The organism is Gordonia abscondita (assembly GCF_032711245.1).
Lineage (GTDB): Bacteria > Actinomycetota > Actinomycetes > Mycobacteriales > Mycobacteriaceae > Gordonia.
This window is the reverse complement of the sequence record NZ_CP128986.1, coordinates 3319667-3337534: the sequence shown is the minus strand read 5'-3', so window position 1 is coordinate 3337534 and position 17868 is coordinate 3319667. Positions and strand designations below refer to the sequence as shown.

The 17868-nt window shown below is 59.2% G+C and carries 14 protein-coding genes and 2 pseudogenes; 11 read left to right on the top strand and 5 right to left on the bottom strand.

From position 1 onward, the window contains the following. Positions 1 to 20 precede the first annotated feature (20 nt). The 7 genes from MP11Mi_RS15670 to MP11Mi_RS15640 all read left to right on the top strand — a co-directional run bounded on the left by MP11Mi_RS15670 (position 21) and on the right by MP11Mi_RS15640 (position 9090). On the top strand, positions 21 to 497 hold the full coding sequence (locus MP11Mi_RS15670; protein WP_420039805.1) for a MerR family transcriptional regulator: 477 nt from the start codon (positions 21 to 23) through the stop codon (positions 495 to 497). Positions 498 to 712: 215 nt separating this feature from the next. After that, entirely contained in the window at positions 713 to 1387 is a 675-nt protein-coding gene (locus MP11Mi_RS15665) for an LGFP repeat-containing protein (RefSeq protein WP_420039804.1), read from the top strand. Between the two features lie 585 nt (positions 1388 to 1972). After that, a complete protein-coding gene (locus MP11Mi_RS15660; protein ID WP_420039803.1) occupies positions 1973 to 3091 on the top strand; it encodes a tyrosine-type recombinase/integrase in 1119 nt (372 codons plus the stop codon). Positions 3092 to 3094: 3 nt separating this feature from the next. Further along, positions 3095 to 3424, top strand: coding sequence for a helix-turn-helix domain-containing protein (locus MP11Mi_RS15655; protein ID WP_420039802.1), 330 nt, complete (start codon positions 3095 to 3097; stop codon positions 3422 to 3424). Positions 3425 to 4178: 754 nt separating this feature from the next. Continuing rightward, a complete protein-coding gene (locus tag MP11Mi_RS15650; RefSeq protein ID WP_420039801.1) occupies positions 4179 to 4940 on the top strand; it encodes a hypothetical protein in 762 nt (253 codons plus the stop codon). Positions 4941 to 5037: 97 nt separating this feature from the next. Then, a complete protein-coding gene (locus MP11Mi_RS15645) occupies positions 5038 to 5973 on the top strand; it encodes a hypothetical protein (protein WP_420039800.1) in 936 nt (311 codons plus the stop codon). Between the two features lie 81 nt (positions 5974 to 6054). After that, positions 6055 to 9090, top strand: a complete 3036-nt coding sequence (locus MP11Mi_RS15640; RefSeq protein ID WP_420039799.1) for a DUF4365 domain-containing protein — start codon at positions 6055 to 6057, stop codon at positions 9088 to 9090. 90 nt (positions 9091 to 9180) lie between these two features. Here the strand turns inward: MP11Mi_RS15640 and MP11Mi_RS15635 are convergent, their stop codons facing one another. Then, positions 9181 to 10332 carry a zinc-dependent alcohol dehydrogenase gene (locus tag MP11Mi_RS15635; RefSeq protein WP_420039798.1) on the bottom strand — a complete coding sequence of 384 codons (1152 nt, stop codon included), beginning with the start codon at positions 10330 to 10332 and terminating at the stop codon, positions 9181 to 9183. Then, positions 10332 to 10757 (bottom strand): tautomerase family protein, encoded by a 426-nt coding sequence (locus MP11Mi_RS15630; RefSeq protein ID WP_420039797.1) that lies wholly within the window; start codon positions 10755 to 10757, stop codon positions 10332 to 10334. Before MP11Mi_RS15630 ends, MP11Mi_RS15635 begins: the two co-directional genes overlap by 1 nt. Before the next feature lie 84 nt (positions 10758 to 10841). On the opposite strand from MP11Mi_RS15630, the gene MP11Mi_RS15625 reads away from it, so the two are divergent. Both MP11Mi_RS15625 and MP11Mi_RS15620 read left to right on the top strand, forming a co-directional pair. After that, positions 10842 to 11423, top strand: coding sequence for a TetR/AcrR family transcriptional regulator (locus MP11Mi_RS15625; protein WP_420039796.1), 582 nt, complete (start codon positions 10842 to 10844; stop codon positions 11421 to 11423). Between the two features lie 176 nt (positions 11424 to 11599). Beyond that, positions 11600 to 11761, top strand: a pseudogene (locus MP11Mi_RS15620) (IS3 family transposase); the annotation flags it as partial. A 12-nt stretch (positions 11762 to 11773) separates the two neighbouring features. On the opposite strand, the gene MP11Mi_RS15615 reads toward MP11Mi_RS15620, so the two are convergent. From MP11Mi_RS15615 to MP11Mi_RS15605, 3 genes are all read right to left on the bottom strand, one after another. Next, the gene (locus tag MP11Mi_RS15615; RefSeq protein ID WP_420039795.1) at positions 11774 to 11971 is read right to left on the bottom strand and encodes a hypothetical protein; all 198 of its coding nucleotides are present in this window, start codon (positions 11969 to 11971) and stop codon (positions 11774 to 11776) included. Between the two features lie 605 nt (positions 11972 to 12576). Next, positions 12577 to 12792, bottom strand: a complete 216-nt coding sequence (locus tag MP11Mi_RS15610) for a hypothetical protein (protein ID WP_420039794.1) — start codon at positions 12790 to 12792, stop codon at positions 12577 to 12579. Between the two features lie 710 nt (positions 12793 to 13502). Then, a complete protein-coding gene (locus tag MP11Mi_RS15605; RefSeq protein ID WP_420039793.1) occupies positions 13503 to 13856 on the bottom strand; it encodes a hypothetical protein in 354 nt (117 codons plus the stop codon). 443 nt (positions 13857 to 14299) lie between these two features. Here MP11Mi_RS15605 and MP11Mi_RS15600 point away from each other — a divergent pair, with 443 nt between their 5' ends. After that, positions 14300 to 15967 carry an alkaline phosphatase D family protein gene (locus MP11Mi_RS15600; RefSeq protein ID WP_420039792.1) on the top strand — a complete coding sequence of 556 codons (1668 nt, stop codon included), beginning with the start codon at positions 14300 to 14302 and terminating at the stop codon, positions 15965 to 15967. Positions 15968 to 16498: 531 nt separating this feature from the next. Beyond that, positions 16499 to 17686 (top strand): annotated as a pseudogene (locus MP11Mi_RS15595) (IS3 family transposase). The last annotated feature ends 182 nt before the right edge of the window (positions 17687 to 17868 follow it).

The following is a 17868-nucleotide window of genomic DNA, read 5'->3' as shown; positions in this document are numbered from 1 at the left end:
CTTTCTGGTCGGTTCGTTCGATGGGTGCGACGATAAGGGTTCAGGTCGACCTGAAGTCAAAGATCGGAGCGCGGCTCATGCGGATCGGCGAAGCGGCGAACATCATCGGAGTGCCCGCCCACGTGCTCCGGCACTGGGAGGACGTCGGCGCGGTGGTGCCGCCGCGACTGTCGTCGGGTCACCGCGACTACGACGACGAGACGATCGCGGCCGCGCAGATAGTCCGCCTGTGTCAGGGGGCGGGGATGTCGTTGGGTCAGATCGTCGAACTGGGTGCGAGTGCAGGCACCGGTCGCGCGGGGCTCGTCGCGGCGCATCGTCGAGACATCGCCGTGCAGATCGAAAGTCTGCAGGCGATCGATGGATTCCTCGGCCACATACTTGAATGCCGCCACCCGCTGTTGCACGAATGCCCCGACTGTTCGACGTATGCAGCGAGCGGCGCGACGGCATTCGGCAACAGACTCCAGGTGCGTGATTCGAGCGCGCCAGACTGATGCGAAGCGGCCCTACCGGTGACGAGCGGATCAGGTGCCCGCGTTGGACGACGCCACGGAGGTTGCAGGTCGTCCGGCGGGATTCTGCGACCGTGCGGCTCGAGTGCCGTCGCTCACTACCGCACGGACTATGCTGTACACCGCACACACCACGGAACGACGAAGACTGCTGTCCGAAACGCCGGAGCGCTTGGGCAGTGAACTGGAAGGACTTCATGAGGAGCACTGCAGGCGGTCGGGCAATCGCCGTCATCATCGGAGTGGCGATGGTAGCTCTGGTTGGCACCGGATGCGGTAGCGACGATACCGCCCGCACCTCGGCGACGAGTTCTGCTGAGGCCCCGTCCTCGGAGCGATCCGCCTCCGATTCATCCGCCCCGGACGAATCAACTGCCACACCTTCCTCGACGTCGCCGCGGGACTCGGGCGTCGTGCAGAAGTCGAAGCTGACGGTAGAGGGGGAGCACGGTGTCGAGGTGACCATGACGGGGCCGATCGCAGCGCGCTACTCGTCCGCGACGCCGGCAGAGAAGAGGATCCTCGGACTCCCGCTCACCGGCTCCCACAATGCAGGAACTCGTGATAGCGGCGTCGTCTTTCAGCAGTTCCACGGCGGTGTGATCACGGCGAAGGACAATCGTCCCGGCACACCGGCGTATATGACCTACGGAAAAATACGTGACGCGTGGAACGTCGAACGGGACGAGAAGGGCGTGCCGACGGTCGTCGGGACGAACGGATCGGCGGGCCCACTGGGGCAGGTCACCAGCGATCAGACGACACAACGTCACCTACAGAAGACGCTCTTCGAGCACGGCTCGATCACCTACAACACTGAGACCGACAAGGTCACCGTGACTGTGAATGGGAAGGTCGTACCGACGGAGTGACGTCCGTGAACACCGCAGAGTAGCTACATTCTGTCACAGTGACGTATCGATGGTGATCTCCTCGGTGTCGAATCCGCACATCCCATCAATGGAAAGCCGGGCGGAGTAGCCGATGACAGCTCGGCTTCCGACGCGATCGAGTTCTATTGCGCAGCAATACGTCGCCGAGAACTCGAGCGATCCGGCGATGCCCGCAAGACCCCGACAAGCCACAAACGTCCGGATTGACAAAGAGCCACCACAGCACCAGGCCACAGGCGACGTACACGCTGTAGCACAGCGCGTTCGCAGCACGCTTCAGCGTGCCGATAATATACATTATGTCAATTCAAAGCGGTAATGTTGCAGCAGATGCAGGCGAACCCTCTTTCCTTGCAACGTTCAGATTCTTATCGGTTCGGGTGTCTGACCTGCTCTGATGTGGGTTCAGGCGGTCTGTTGTGAGCGTGGACTCCGCATCGATGCTGCAGTATTCGCCGAAACCTGCCGTACGAGCATGGCTGAGCGACTTGGTGATTGACACGGTCCCTGCATTGGATGCATGATATGAGCATCTAATGCATCCACCCTGGGAGGTGATGGCGCGTGACAGTCGACGACTCTGGGCGCTTGGTGCTGGTGCCGGGTGTTCGATATCTGAGCAACCAGGATGCTGTGTTCACGGAGATGTTGGATGGATGGCGCAATCAGCAGCTGTCCCGGAACCTAACCTTCGGGACCATTGAGCAGCGTTGTCAGCTGGTTACCCGCTTTGCTGACTATGTCAACGAGTACCCGTGGAAGTGGTCGCCGGCGATGGTCGACGAGTTCTTCGGCGACCTGCGGAGTGTCCGTCACGCGCGGCAGACGACGGTCCGTGGGTATCAAACAGCGCTGCGGCTGTTCTGCGACTATGTCGGATCGTCCGAGTATGGCTGGTGTGATCTCTGCGTTGAATTGTTCGGAACCCATCCAGTTCAGGTTTGCCACGATTGGAACTCGGCTCGCCACGCACAAGAGTGCGAGTCCGATCCACGTAAGCGGGCTTTCAGTCGCGCTGAACTGCAACGGTTTTTCGATCATGCTGACGATGAAGTCGATCGGCTCGCGGCGAGCGGTCGCAAGGGTCGGTGGCCGGCCTACCGTGATGCAACCTGGTTCAAAGTTGCGTACGCATGGGGACTTCGCGGCAATGAGGTCCGTCATCTGCAGACCACTGATTTCTATCGCAACCCGAAAGCGCGCGAATTCGGTAAGTTCGGCATCCTGCATGTTCGTTACGGCAAACCTCATCGTGGTTCTCCCCCAAAGCGTCGATCCGTCCTAACTGTTTTCGACTGGTCCCCCGATGTCGTCGCTGACTGGATCTCGGCCGCACACCTTGGTGGCGAGACTGGAAAGTTGGACCTCTTTACCAGCGAACGAGGCACGCTCGTGACGGTAAATTGTGTACGGCAAAGGTTCTCGCGCTACTGCGAGGAGCTTGGTTTGGCTCCGGGACTCGATCTGCACTCGATGCGCCGGTCGTACGCGACACATTTGATCGAGGCCGGCGTTGATCCGAAGTTCGTTCAGGACCAACTTGGGCACGAGTTTGCGTCCACCACGGGCGTTTACGACTGTACTTCGACGGACTATCGTCAGACCACCCTTCACGACGCGCTCGACTCGACTGTGCGGGATGCAATGAATATGGGTGAACACCCAGATGAGGAAGTCGGGTAACTGATGGCAGCACGTACTGTGGAGTACCGCTGGCGCCTGGCGGAGTTGATGGCTGCGGCCGGCATGCACAACAGCACCGATCTAGTGCCACTCCTCCGCGAACGTGGAATCGACTTGTCGGCGTCACAAGTATACCGATTGGTGGCGGGCCAGCCTGAGCGCGTGTCTTTGCAAGTGATGGCCGCAATTTGTGATGTATTTGCTTGCACCCCAGGTGATCTCGTCACGGTGACCGCTGTTGATAAACGTCGCAAACGCGCCGCAACCGAGAACGTGGTAGATCTCAATCGCAGCGCACGACCCAAGCGTGCCCGGGTGATCCGTGATGAGTGAGCCACTTACTGAGGGGCGGCGGCTGCGAGGACGCCCGAAACGTACAACTGGCGAGCATTTCTGCGATCGATGCGGGCGGGTAATGGGCAAGCACCGGGTTCATTGGCCCGGAGAACGACTCTGCAACAGTTGCTTTTACCTCGCGATGCGCACATTCGGAGAGTGCCCGATCTGCGGTCATGATGGGGTCCTCCCGGCCAGGTCGCGAGTAGACGATCCGAGGCCCTGTTGTCTGGAATGCGGCGGCATCAATCCCGCTGACTATTATTGCACCATCTGTGGGCACGAGGGTGAGATGTATCGGCGAGGTCAATGTGCCAGATGTTCGTTGCGGGACAAGTTGGAGCAGCTCGCCCCGCCTCCTCGCCGCGCAGGTCTGAAGAAACTCCGAACCACCTTGATTGACGCGCTAACTCAGGCAGAACGGCCAGAGAGTGTAATGACGTGGATGCGCAACGGCCAGGTGCGGGAACTCCTACACGGCTTGATGACTGGATCGATTCCGTGTACACACGACGCGCTAGACAGTATCCCCCCATCAAAGACTGTCGAACATATTCGGTCGATCCTTGAGCAACACGCGCTACTCGAACCGCGAGATCATTACCTTGCTCTTTTCGAGCGCTGGCTAGAGAGCAAGGTGTCCGCTGCAGACACCCCCGAGGTATGGGCCGCCGCCCACCGTTTCGCGACGTGGCATCACCTTCGACGAATCCGTGGCAACTCGTCACCTGGCCAATCCAGCGAAGGTTCGGTGCGTTCTGCTAAGCAGGAGATAACCGAGGTCATCAAGTTTCTCAACTGGCTCCACAGAACCCATCACCGCAGCGTGGAGAACGCCACACAGCAAGACGTGGATCAGTATCGGAAATCAGGCCCGACGACCCGCCAGCTTATCCGCACTTTTTTTGTGTGGTGCCGCGCAGTTCGCATTAATACCTGCGTGACAGTCGAGCATCGGTACGCGAAAACAACCCCAAGATTGACCGACGAGGATCGGATGCGGTGGATCCGAACTCTCATAGAGGGCGACGTCACCAGCCTTCACCAACGAGTCGCTGGCCTGCTGCTGGTGCTCTATGCCCAGCCGTTGAACCGGATCGTAATGCTGCAAATTGGCGATCTCCAGCTCACGCCTACCGAGATGCGAATCAGCCTCGGCAACGATCCAACACCTGTGCCGGAACCATTTGCAGTGCTGATCTATGAGTTGCTTGAACACAGGCCGAACCTGCAGACAACCGGTGCGGACACCATGTACCTGTTCCCGGGCTATCGCCCGGGCCGACATATTGGCTCGCAGCAAGTGATGCACACTCTTCGGCGTCTCGGCATTGACCTGCGCGGCAGCCGCAATAGCGCGCTAGCCAATCTCGTGCAGCTCGCGCCACCGCCCATTGTGGCCGACATGCTCGGCTTCAGCTACCAAGTCACCGAACGCCATGCTGCACTCGCCGCAACCACGTACGCTCGCTACGCCCACTCCCTCTCCCACACGATCGCCTCGCTCAACTGATCTGCTGGGATTTGACGCATCGGAAGATTTGGCGAGCCGCCGCTCAAACACGACAAACCGAGACACTCACCGTGCGGTTCGATTACAAAGGATGATAGTGACGTTCGTAATCGCGAAAATCGTAGATCGAGAGACTGGCCAGATTATGCTATTGGCTGATAGCAAAGTGACGCACCGTAACAACGACCGACTTACCAGGAATTCCCTGGTGAATCCGATACAGAAGGTGGTCATCGTCAACGACGATACCGTAGTTGGATTTGCAGGGGACAATCCGGATCTAGCAACCCAGAAGCTTGTTGAACTTCGTAAAACATCCACAAATCAGATTGAATCTACCTTGCAGCGCTACTCGCTCCAAAAGTACAGCGAGCGGGGCGCTACAACGAGATTCTTAGTGGCCATCCGCAAACCATCGCCAAGAATTGTAGAAGTCAGCAACGGTAAAATTGATGATCGGACGATCATAGGAACGGGCTGGATTGGCGACTATGAGGCATTTCGCGCCTACACCAGGACTTATCATGACCTGGAAGACATGGACGACCCCGGTGGACGGTTTGTAGGTGCGATGGCCTCAACAGTTGCGCAGGAGGAAATCGAGACAGTCGGTGGACACATGTCCCGCGCGAGCGGCAGCCAAACTGAGCCGATTCGCTTTCACTGCGACCCCGGCTTTGTGATGCCGTGGAGTATGACTGCTGAGCTCTCACGCGCGCCGGTGCGTCCTCCGACCTTGCGGTTCAGCTTGCCCCGAGGGTATGACTCGACGCACAACACACGTATACCCGTTCCTGGAGAATGGCCCACATTTAGCGCTCTGGCGCACTATGTTCCAGAGCTTCGGATGGCCTGGCTATTTACACACGAACGACCGTGGGTAGACCCCATCAGAGTCGCTGTTTCCTCGGTCAGCGAGCTAGCGACCGTCGCGAGAGCCGAGTATAACCAACTCCTTGACGCTGCCGGGATAGACGAGATGATCGATCGGAATCTCGGATACCCCACGATCCGCTTGCCGGGTGGACTATGAATCAGCCGATCATTACCGAGTTCGGAGTACCACGGTCTTGGCCGAAGTTCGTCGGTCTGCAGTTGGAGTTTGATCGCATGCGTGACTGTTCTGATGGCAGTATTGCAGCATGGCGAGCTCACCGACCGAATGGCGTGGCGCGCGGTGAGAGCTAGCGAGCGCGGGGTTACCGGCTCTGTCGGCCAGACCGTGATAACCGTTCAGTTCGAAAAGCTCGGTTGGGGGGTCGCACCAAATCCCACACAGCATGATCTTGGAACCGATCTTTGGTTGCAGGCTCGTGACGAACGTGGTTTCGACCTCGGCGCTCTTGTCGGTGCTCAGGTGAAGTCAGGCGACTCCTGGTTCCGTCGGCCAACGAATGTAGACGCAGGCCAGGAAGAAGGCTGGTGGTTTGCGGATAACGATGACAAACACACGACGTATTGGGCTGAGCATCGCGTTCCGCACCTTTTGATCCTTCACGATCAGTCCGCGGAAGCCTCGTTCTGGGTGCACGTCACACCTGACAAGGTTATTTCTACTGGCAAGGGCGTCAAGCTTCTTGTTCCCAAAGCTAATACGATTGATCCGGACCATGCGCAGGAGCTGGTTCAGATCGCTGTCGGCGACCGTGAGGGTTTCAAATGGGAAGGCAGCGCCTGGAACGCTGGGGTCTCCACACCGCGACGTGACCGCCTTCGCTACGCACTGCTGACCCCGCGACTGATCGCCCCACACCCGAACTTAACAGTCAAGGAGCTGACTCCCGAGTCCGCGATCGCACTGCTAGTGAAGGTGCGTCTCGAAGACCTGGATCCCCGACGCCGAAACGAGACGAAAGCCCCAACGTTGCAGGAGGCCCGCGAATCCGAGGTATGGGCCTGGCAACTCTACGCGGCGACCAACGACTGCATTGCAGAGGGCGCAGGTACGGAGGCGATCGAGTCGCTCATTTCGACAGCCACCGAGCCGTTTGAGCGTGCAGCTGCAGCAGCACTAGCCTGCGCGCTGCTCGTTGAATCAGGTAAGCCCCAGGAGGCCCTAAATGTCGTAACGTTGGTCCTTGACCGAGACGACTGCGAGCCCGTAGACCATTCGTGGCTCTTGGTCCACAAGGCTCGCTGTTTGGCCGAGCTCGGACGAATCGAGGACGCGTACGAACACGCCATTCGCGTTCAGACCACACAGAGTCTCCCGAGCCAAGACCCGACCGCGATGGCCATTCTTGGATCGAGCGCTGATCTGGTATTTGCAGCCAGCCGATGGGATACGAACAATATGGCTGCCGCGATTACCGGGCGCGACACCCGCGCCTCCTGGTGGCGCACGCAGGAGGTCTCATGGGGACTTCAGCACCACTGGGACGCCGCGTTTAAGAACTGGGCCCAAGACGCTCGACAAGCCACCGGCGCCGGGAATACCACATGGCGCCGGCTACGTGCAGCGTCATTGATAGCTGGCCTGTCTGCCGACCACAATGCTTGGCGACACGCGACCGGGATGCTCGCACAGCAAGTCTTGACCACGCTTGAGTTGGGATCGGACCTAAAACTCGCGGCGAATGCTCTGGAGATCTTACGACTAACTGGTGACAAAGACTCAATAAAGCTGGCGGTGAAGCATCTAATTCGGAATGGTCCTTTCGTGCCCGTCGCTCAAGACGCGAATTCGATTGATCTCCGGAGGTCGACTCGAACTTCGGTTCGTGCAGATCTCGAGGCATTGCGATTCTCCGCGGACCTTCTCACCCAGGAGAACGCGAATCGTCAGTCCGAGTTCATACTCGAGGTTCTCCGCGCTCCCAAGCCATTCGCGGAGCGACTCCAGCCAACCTTCTGGATCACCTCAGTGTTCGTTGACACTCTCGCAGAACTCCTTCCCGCGATGTCGCACAACCACGTTCGAGCAACGGTCGATTACATTACTGCTCTCGCTAATCAGGATGACCAAGGAGAGGCGCACGCCTACGCCAAGCTCCTAAGCCGAATCCCATCCGAAATGTGGGCAGAGGCAGACTATCGTGCTCTTGCCGAACGGCATGACTCCGACAACTTTGAACTGACAGAAGCGATATCGAAGGTGCTCGCGGATGGCGACCCTGCCATCCGAAACGATCTCCTCGAGAAGGTCTCCACTGGAGACCTGTCCGCTCGTGCGGCATTCGGTGACGTGCGCGATCTTCCAACCAGCGCGGTTGCTGGACTCATCGCGAGCTTGGTGGGCAAAGTCTCCGAAGATGTCGAGAAGTTGAGACGCGGACAGTACTCATGGCGTTCTGTTGACTATGGCGCAACACTATTGCTTGTAAACGCCTGGCACCCAGAGCAAAGCGACTGGGAACCAATATTCAGTCTGCTTACAGTCAAAACTGCATATTCACAGCATCTTTCAAGGCCACTCACATACCTGAAGAATCTTGGTTATCGCGTGCCGGAGACCGTCAAGGATCGCCTCGTCCCTGTCCTGCGCGGACTTATAGCCGATCCCCCATCACCCGACCCGTTCCTTGGCGGCAATAACATTGGTGGCGATGCGGCCTCTGCGCTAGCCTCAATTCGACCGCAAGAGCTTAGCGAGACCGAATTGGCCCGACTCCTCAACGGGACTGAAGATAGGCGAGTCGCGGCAGTACGGGTAATAGCGGCACGGGAATCCCCCACCGACTTAACTGCTTTGGCAATCCTTGCCAAAGACCCTTCCCCGCAAGTTCGCGCGCAAGTCGCATTTAATGTCGCGAAATGGGTCACCGACGGTGTCTCAGTGCAACCCGCACTGAATCTCCTTACTCACGTGCTCGACGATCCCGGAACTCTCGTCGCGAAGGCTGTCGCAGGGATCATCGAGGACAGTTCCCCTACCGAAACAGTAGACATGCTGGCCGACAAGCTGCGAAATCATCCCTCGGCCTCTGTTCGAAGGGTGGTCGCCGAATACCTTGCCAGTGGCAAGCGGACGGTCGACGTCAGGCGCGAGCCTGACGATGGCGATTCTTCGAATGCTGAGGACGTCAAACTTGTTGAACTCACAGTCCCGCAACTCGAGGCCATCGCCAAGGAGCGCGGCTTATCCTGCTACTCACGCTTGAAAAAGTCCCAGTTACTGGAACTCCTTTCAGCGCCGGAGCGCTCCCCCTAACGATGCTCTGACGAGGTAGCGCTCCAGTGCAGCGGGCCGCTGTCAGTCACCTTTTCCTGAACGGCAATATGGTCAGTTCGATATTGACGGTTACCAGTAAACCCTTTCTGATTGCATTAGACCAAGTGGCGGGCGCTGGAGCACGAGTTTCGTTGTCCGCGCTTGATACGCATGCGGTGCATCCTCCCACTCGGCGACCGTTGTGTTAACCAGCTCGGCCGGGAAGCCGGTCTGCGCGATGAACTCAAGCAGCTCTGGGAGAACTGGGCGAACGTGCGAGACACCAATGTTGAGTGTCGCGTCGTTGGCATACATATGCATCAACGGCACCTTGGTGCCGCGCGGCAGGTAGTAGCCGACCGGTTGGCAACTCCCGCCGGGTTCCAATGCGCGGAGCGCGACGTCCACGCCTGCCGCGGTGGAAGTTCCCTCGACCGCAATATCGTAACGAGGGCGCGGAATGTCCGCGGCGCGCAGCTTTCCCTTCTTGACGGGATGCACATGGGCACCAAGTTTTTCCGCGATCGCCAATCGCTCGGGTCGGTGATCGATGTAGTCGACCACTTCCGCCCCGTGCGCGACCGCCAGCCCCGCCGCGTACAGGCCAATCGATTGGCCCGCCCCACCGAGTACCAGCACTGAACCTCCCGGCCGCGCGGCGAGTCCGGGCACAACGCACCGCCAGGCGTCGGCAAGGTTGTCACTCGCCGCGGCCACGCGCAACGGATCCACTCCCCCAGGAACTTTCACAAGCATATGATCAGCGAAAGGGACCCGGAGCCGGTCGGCGACCATTCCACCCCAAGGTCCGCTCACCGGTCCAAAACCGTACGCCGCGAGCGTGCTCGTCGCCGTCGTCGAACACTTCGCGGTGAGCCCGCGCCTACACGGAACACAATCCCCGCACGAGACCGCCCACGGGACGACGACGATATCGCCGACGTCGACACCGGTGGCCGCGGGACCGACCTCGACGACCTCGGCAACGCACTCATGACCGATGCCGATCGGCCCCTTGAACGGCACCGCTCCGCAAATGCTCGCGACCACCGGGTCGATCAGACCAACCCGAATTCCAACCTGCATGGCCCGGGAGACATGCCTGTGGATGGGGAGCGTATCGCCGTCGCAGCGACCGGCAACAAACGGGCGAACAATCGCATCCCGAGGGTCGACCACGACCGGGTCGCGCACGTCGCGCCATTGCAGGTTATGCGCACCCAACAGCTGCAGCTCGCGCATCAGGATCCCTCTCCTACTACGAGCGCGCGGAGCTCGGCAAAGCGCACAATGTGACCGGCCACACCCCAGGTGCCCTCCGGCTGCTCATGTACGAGCACCCAAATCTGTTGCAGGTTGGCCTCATCGATTTCTGCTGTGGCGGCGATGTCCGCCGTGACCTGCGCAACCAAACCAGCTTTACGCCGGTCCGACATTGCCCCTTCGGGCACCGTGACGTCGAGCCGAAAACGCGGCGCGTCATCTTCAGCGTTAACGAAAAACCCGACCGGAACCTCATGGATGTGACACCAGGAAAGCGAGCGAAATAATGCGCTATCCGGCGCCCCCTCCCAGGCGAGCAACGTCGCAAGCAGGGTCTTTTGCAATCTGGTGCGCGCCCCCTCAGGGAACACGCCCTCGGGCACGGTCAGCGTGATCATCGGCATGGGAACCTCCGCGGTTATAACGTTCGTTATAGGACCTGTCGGACGCTACAGTAGGACAGTCGCTACAACAAGGGAGGGTGCGGGATGTCGGATTCCTCGACGCGGGACAAACTGGTGATCGGCGCCGCCGAAATGCTCGGGCGACAGGGGCTGAACGGGACGAGCATCCGCGAACTCGCCAAACATTCGGGCACCCCACTGGGCTCGACGTACCATTACTTCCCCGGAGGAAAGCGCGAGTTCGCCACGGAGGCTGTGCAATTCGCCGACCAACTGACAATGCGTGCACTCCAGAAGCACCTCCCGGACGGGCCGCTAGCCGGACTCCGGACGCTGCTAAGCATGTGGCGGTCGATAGTCATCAACAGCGACTTCGAGGCCGGCTGCCCGGCGCTCGCGGTGTCCGTCCAGGCCCAACCCCGGGGCGAGGACGAACCTCGGCAAGCCGCAGCGGCTGCCTTCAACCACTGGATCGATCTCTTGGCTGACTCCCTCCGTCAGCACGGAGCGAGTGACGTAGACGCCACCAACACCGCTACGCTGATTGTGTCAGCCGTCGAGGGAACAGTCGCGATTTGCCGGGCGCAGCGCAGTATCGCCGCCCTCGATCAAACTGAAGCGGCGCTCGAGGCCATGGTGACGGCCGTGATTAGTCGGCCGAGCTAGCAACGACGAAACCCGTTCACAATCCCGAGCTTCGGCCACAAGGACGTCGAGAACTCAACACCCCCGAACACGAGACTCCGTCAGTAAACCACTGCGTATTACACCAGATGAATCAATCACCACCTCCCCATTGTCGGATGACAACGTAACTGAGACTTTGACACCTAATTGGGACTTGGAAGACCGTCGAGGACGTCGAGCTCGCGACGCTCAGCTGGGTCCACTGGCACAACAACGACCGCCTGCACGGCTATCTCAATGACGTGCCGCCAGCAGAGTTCGAGGAGACGTTCTACGCTACGAGACGGGCCGACCAGACCCTGGTCGGAATCCAATAGCCCGAGCCTCCATCAGACCCAGTGCGATTCAAGGGTGTCGAGGAGACTGTCGACGGCTTCGGTATCGTGATCCCATTTGGCGAGGATCGCGGCCCGGTCGAGGATCAGCTCGGGGTACTGGTCGAGCCGAGCTTCCGACGCAATTGACGGATCATGCTCGAAGCTCCTTGGTTTCTGCTCGTGCAGCCGCAGATAGGGGTGCACATCCAACGACTCGTGAGCGTAGTTTTGGGTTCGAATAGTCAGACTCTCCCCCGCCGCCATGAACCCCGAGGCCGATCTACGAATCGACTTCGTTGACTCCGACTCCGGCGAGGAGATCACCCACCCGACCACGAGCTACCACGACGACTACATCGTCGCCTAACACGGACGGGACTGCTGCCCAACAAGGACTCACGCCCCACCTTCCTGGCTGTGGCGCACGGATCTGCAGCGTGCGAGCGTCGCCGCGATACACCACATGATCGCTGCCGAAGCTACCAGAAGCCAACTGTGTCCCGAGATCATCCTCTGGTTTGCCAGCGTCAACGCCAAGACGATTACGCACATCAGTGTGGCTGTGAAGCGAAGTGCGGCGATTACAAGTGGCGTCAGATTCCCTTTGGCTTCGGCGTTCACTGGGCAGACTCAATTACTGCGAAGGGGCGCGGGGCACGTTCAGGCCGTAGCGTCAAAATGGATACCCCTCATTCTTTGTCAATGTTAGTCAATACCATGGAATTCGGAATAATAAGGACGGATTCCAGGTGAACGGATATATGGCTCGGCAATCATCAAGTACAGTCGACCGCTGTCGCAAATCTGTAGTCGCCCTACTCGATCGTCGATGGACCACCGGCCGCCGCCGAGCGCTCCTGTAACCAGCACGATAAGCAATCGTAGCCAATCAAACGAGTAGAAGAATTGCGCCCCGGAGGCAACTGCGGGAACGCATAACTCCCGACGAGGGTGACGAACATGGCCACCACCAGGATCAGGCCTATCATGACTCGCAAGCGGTGCGTCGTACTCGCCGCAGCAACGGTCATTTCGCCAAGTCTGATCTTATTATGCATTCACGTCTGGGTATGTGCTGTACCTGTTTGCAATCGGACTGTCGGTGTAGCCATACCGCCACTGTGGTTAGGGTTGCGGTCCACGCGACCCAAGTAGACCCGATCGCCGCAATAGTGATCACCCAATGCATGCAAGCGTGTATGTCATCGATCACTGTAACGAGCACGGCCATCATGACAGCAAAACAGCTAGCTGCTCGTATGTGGTACTTCGCCAGAGCCCATCCCAACATGGTCGGGATAGGGTGGACCGTAGAAAGTGTCAGCAACCCTGGCGTAGCGGCGACAACTATTCTCATAGTCTCAGTAAATGTCATGGCGAGGTCCTCCTGCTCTGTAGGATCGGATCTCCTGCTGTGGGGATGACGGCAGGAATCCTCGAGTCTTTCGCCAGACCGAGCCACGCGAGCTCACTTCACTTGACCGGGTAGATCTGGGGCGGTGCCCAGATCTACCCGGTCATGGTGGCCCGGCCAAGAACGCTTGTAGGCATGCTTGCTGTCTTCCAAGCGGCTTCTGGCAGGGCCGCCGGCTGCGCTGACGGCGTTTGCGGCGTTCGGCGCCGGGTGCCCGCCCGAAGGGATGCGGTGTCAGCTGTTCTTGCTGGTACGGGCGCGCCGAGGAGACATGCCGGCGCGCCCGTAGGGGCTCTGCGATTAGTAGCGGATGCTACTGGGGCAGTCTCACTGGTCCCACGGCTGGACGGGGTACTGGCCGTTTCTCGGCTTGCCCGTTTGGTCGAACTTCATATTCAGGTCCGCGATGATCCTGCCGTAGTTCGGTGAGTCGGAGTTCACGAACGCTTTCCGCTGTTCCAGCGTGAGCCCGGGTGCATAGATGTCCACGGGTGCGCACCCGTGGTTGAACCGGCTAGACTGTTCCAGGGACTTGTTGACCGTTCCGTCCTTTTTGACCAGTTCCAAACAGCTCGGCAACTTTGCCGGATCGAAACTAGGGTCGGCGTTCGCGGTTCCGGTCACAGCGAACCCTCCAAGGAGGGCTCCCCCGGCGACTGCCGCGCCGACGAGCCCGGTCATAATTCGACTCCGGTGCGAGTAACTCGATCGCATAATTGAACTCCTAAAGTGTTTGGACGACGCACACCTTGTGCGACACCACCAACAGTTCCCACCCAATGTCCCCGTTCTGTCCCGGCCCAGAACTAGCTCTGCATCACCTCGACCCCAATGTGACCGCGACCTTCATGTGGCCGAGGATACTTGCGCCAAGCCCGGTCGATACGATAATGTATCGGCAGTTCTTGTTCAAGCCTGCAGGTCTAGATCTGTGATGGATACGTCGCGTGATGACGCATTGGTTTGGTCGGCCGATCGGCTACGCACCTAAGAGTGACCGACGCCGCGTTCGCAACGTTCGCAGAACGCGGTCTCTGTCACTCCAAGGTCTGACAGCTGTCTTTCGCTGCCGGTATTCGCGGCGAAGAGTTTGTCCCTGGTGAATGTAAGGAGTTGTTTCTGAAGTGAACGAAGAAGGTATTAACCGGAGATTGTTCTTGCGTGCCGCTGGTGGGCTAGGGGCAGCAGTTGCCTTGCAGGCGCTCCTTCCGTCTACAGCAGGTGCTGACACAGGCTCGTACTTTCACCACGGGGTGGCGTCGGGGGATCCTCTCTCCGATAGCGTCTTGCTGTGGACCCGGGTAACGCCGACCTCTGATTCACTTCCTGGCACTGGAAGTGGACCCAATGTCGACGTGAAGTGGGAGGTGTCCTCCGATCGGTCATTCCGTAACATAGTGGCGAAGGGGAGCGTTCCAACGGGCCCATATTGCGATCACACAGTCAAGGTGATCGCCGATGGTCTTCAGGCTGGTTCTCAATATCACTATCGCTTCTCTTTTGACGATCAAGTGTCGCCGGTGGGTTCCACAAAAACCACGCCGGCTGATGGCGCTGATGTAGCCAAACTGAAGCTTGCAGTCGCCTCGTGTGCCAACTTTGAAAGTGGATATTTTGCTGCCTATCGACATATGGCCGCCGATAATCCGGATATGATCTTGTTTCTTGGCGACTACATATATGAGTATAAGAAGGGGCAGTTCGGGGTGCATCAGCTGTCGAACGCGCAGCTGTATAACAAGAAGTTGGCGAACACACGATTCCATGAACCCGAGAACGAAATCTATACCCTTGCGGACTACAGGACGAGGTACGCGCAATACCGGCGGGATCCCGACCTGCAGGAGGCTCACCGTCGGTGCCCATGGTTCGTGACGTGGGACGATCATGATATTGCCGATAACACCTGGTCAGGCGGGTCAACGGGGAGCGCCGGCTGGCCAGGCACACCACCGCAGAAATGGTCGGCACGGAAGAAGGCAGCTCACCAGGCGTTTTTCGAATGGATGCCGATCCGCGACAGCGCCCGCGTGTCTACGATTTATCGGTCGTTGCGCTGGGGTAACCTAGCTGAAATCCCTATGCTCGATCTTCGCAGCTTTCGCACTAAAGAGCCCGCGACAGTGCAGGCAGCACGATCCTCCTCCGGGACAATTACTGGCGCGCAGCAGATGGCTTGGCTACAAGAAAAATTGTCAAGCTCTGTCTCGGATGGAGTTCAGTGGCGCATTGTAGGAAACCCTGTAGTCCTATCTCCGCACTGGGGTGGAGCAACGAAGCTGTTCGCGGACACCATTGACGGTCAGATCAACCCCGACCAATGGACAGGATATCAGAACGATCGTGGATCCCTACTCAACTTCCTTGGCTCGAATAATATCGATAACGTCGTCTTTGTAACTGGCGATATCCACTCGGCGTGGGGATTCAACGTTCCTGGGGATCAAAATGATGATAGGTCCAAGCCAATTGCTGCAGAGTTCGTCTCACCATCGATCACCTCGGATAGCTTTTGGGATACTGCTCGAAGCACGAAATACTCGGTTGGCCCTAGCTCGCTGTATGCTACGCCGGCAATGGCGGCGGCTAAAGCGAATTTTCGTCTTGCGAACCACCATTTGAAATTCGTGGATCTGACCTATCACGGATATGGACTACTGGAAATAACGCATGAGGCGGCGGAACACACGTGGAATTTCATCGAGAATCGTGAATTCCAGGAGACGACGGTCTCGTGGCGAAAGAAGGCGGTCGTTGAAGACGGAATCGCCGGCCTTAAGTTGCCTAAGTGATGTCTACCGTAGGGGTATGGTTCGTTAATTGCAGTTGGGGAAAGGTCGCGAACCTGGAGACTTCTGTCTCAGACTTTAAGGGATGAGGCTTCCCGGTCCACGAGAAAAGTGCGCCAGTCGCTGCATGGACCGATTTGGCCTGAGGACGAGTCAGTGCCCGAGCTGGTTGGCGGCTCGACCAGGGCGTCATACGACGTCCGATAGTTTGATCGACCAGAACTTCGCGGACCTATATCTGCCCAGCGAGTCACCCCCACCGAGCGTCCCCAGTCGTAGAGTTGTATCACGGTGGTGGGTGGGCCGCGAAGATCGGCGACCACACTCTGTCGCTCCTCGCGGAGGATCTCTCCCGGAACAGCGTCGCGTGTACAACGTCGAGTATCGGCGTGTGGGTACGGCGGCGCGTGGCCGATGACGTTCACCGACGCCTTCTACACGTATAGGACTGCGTCCACGCCTGGCGTTGGGGACTGCTCAGGCTTTGCTTGACACCTGACCTGTGAGGATTTCCTCGCTGGAAGGATGTTGACCATGCCCAAGCCCTACCCCCAGGAGTTTCGCGACGACGTTGTGGCCGTGGCCCGTAAGGGCGGCGCTCCGTTGAAGCAGATCGCGAAGGACTTCGGGATTTCCGAGGGCTGCCTGTCGACCTGGTTGAAGAAGGCCGACGTCGAGGACGGGAACCGTCGCGGCGTCACCGATCAGCAGGCGGCAGAGCTTCGTGAGTTAAAGAAGCGCAACCGGCTGCTGGAGCAGGAGAACGAGGTCTTGCGCCGGGCAGCGGCGTATCTGTCGCAGGCAAATCTGCCGGGAAGATAGTCTTCCCGCTCGTCCGTGAGATGGCCGCGACCGGCGCCCGCATTAGGGTGCCGGTCGCGGTGACGTGCAGGGTGCTGAAAATCAGCAGACAGGCGTACTACCAGTGGCTCGCCGAGCCGTTCAGTCAGCGTGATTGGGATGACGCGCACGCGATCAACGCCTTGCGTGAGCTTCATGAGGACGACCCCACATTGGGCTATCGGTTCCTGACCGACGAGCTCGCTGACGTGGGCATCACGGTCTCAGAGAATCGAGGCTGGCGTCTATGCTCGATGGCGGGGGGTGTTCGCCTCCCACCACCGACGCCGTGCACAGGCCCGCAAGCCCGGGCCACCGGTGCACGATGATCTACTCGCGTTCGTCGACCGGCATGGACAGACGCGTCACGACTTCACCGCAACCAGGCCGAACGAGAAGTGGTTGACCGACATCTCAGAGCATCCGACCGGCGAGGGCAAGCTCTACCTCTGCGCGGTCAAGGACTGCTACTCGGGCAAGATCGTGGGCTACTCGATCGACTCTCGGATGAAGTCCGCACTGGCCGCCTCAGCGATCCGCAATGCGATCACCCAACGCGACCCGGCCGGCACGATCTGCCACTCGGACCGAGGCAGCCAATTTCGTTCCAAGAAGGTCCAGCGACTATTGAAGAACAACGGCCTGAAAGGTTCGATGGGCCGCGTCGGGTCCTCCGGTGATAACGCCGCGATGGAGAGCTTCTTCGCTTTGCTGCAAAAGAACGTTCTCGACACCAAGCGGTGGGGCACCCGCGAGGAACTCCGCCTGGCGATCGTGACTTGGATCGAGACCAAGTACAACCGCAGACGCCGCCAGAGGCGACTCGGCAAGCTCAGCCCGGTCGCGTTTGAGACAATCTACGCAGCCGCAAACGCGGCCTGAAGATCACTAACCCCGAGTGTCAACCAAACTCTGGGCAAACCCTTGGCCGCAGCTCAGCGCCACCCGGGCAATTGTGGGCCGGGCATGACGCAGGCGCTCAACTGACAGCGCTGGCTGCGATGCCGTCCGCGCGGCGCCTGCTCCGCGTTCGAGACGCGGCATACCCGATCCCTAGCATGATG

Bases quoted from the DNA above. Each gene is read 5' to 3' on its own strand.
- MP11Mi_RS15630 (WP_420039797.1), bottom strand. From the start codon at position 10,757: ATGCCGATGATCACGCTGACCGTGCCCGAGGGCGTGTTCCCTGAGGGG.
- MP11Mi_RS15605 (WP_420039793.1), bottom strand. From the start codon at position 13,856: ATGACCGGGCTCGTCGGCGCGGCAGTCGCCGGGGGAGCCCTCCTTGGA.
- MP11Mi_RS15655 (WP_420039802.1), top strand. From the start codon at position 3,095: ATGGCAGCACGTACTGTGGAGTACCGCTGGCGCCTGGCGGAGTTGATG.
- MP11Mi_RS15610 (WP_420039794.1), bottom strand. From the start codon at position 12,792: ATGACCGTTGCTGCGGCGAGTACGACGCACCGCTTGCGAGTCATGATA.
- MP11Mi_RS15635 (WP_420039798.1), bottom strand. From the start codon at position 10,332: ATGCGCGAGCTGCAGCTGTTGGGTGCGCATAACCTGCAATGGCGCGAC.
- MP11Mi_RS15670 (WP_420039805.1), top strand. From the start codon at position 21: ATGGGTGCGACGATAAGGGTTCAGGTCGACCTGAAGTCAAAGATCGGA.
- MP11Mi_RS15665 (WP_420039804.1), top strand. From the start codon at position 713: ATGAGGAGCACTGCAGGCGGTCGGGCAATCGCCGTCATCATCGGAGTG.
- MP11Mi_RS15625 (WP_420039796.1), top strand. From the start codon at position 10,842: ATGTCGGATTCCTCGACGCGGGACAAACTGGTGATCGGCGCCGCCGAA.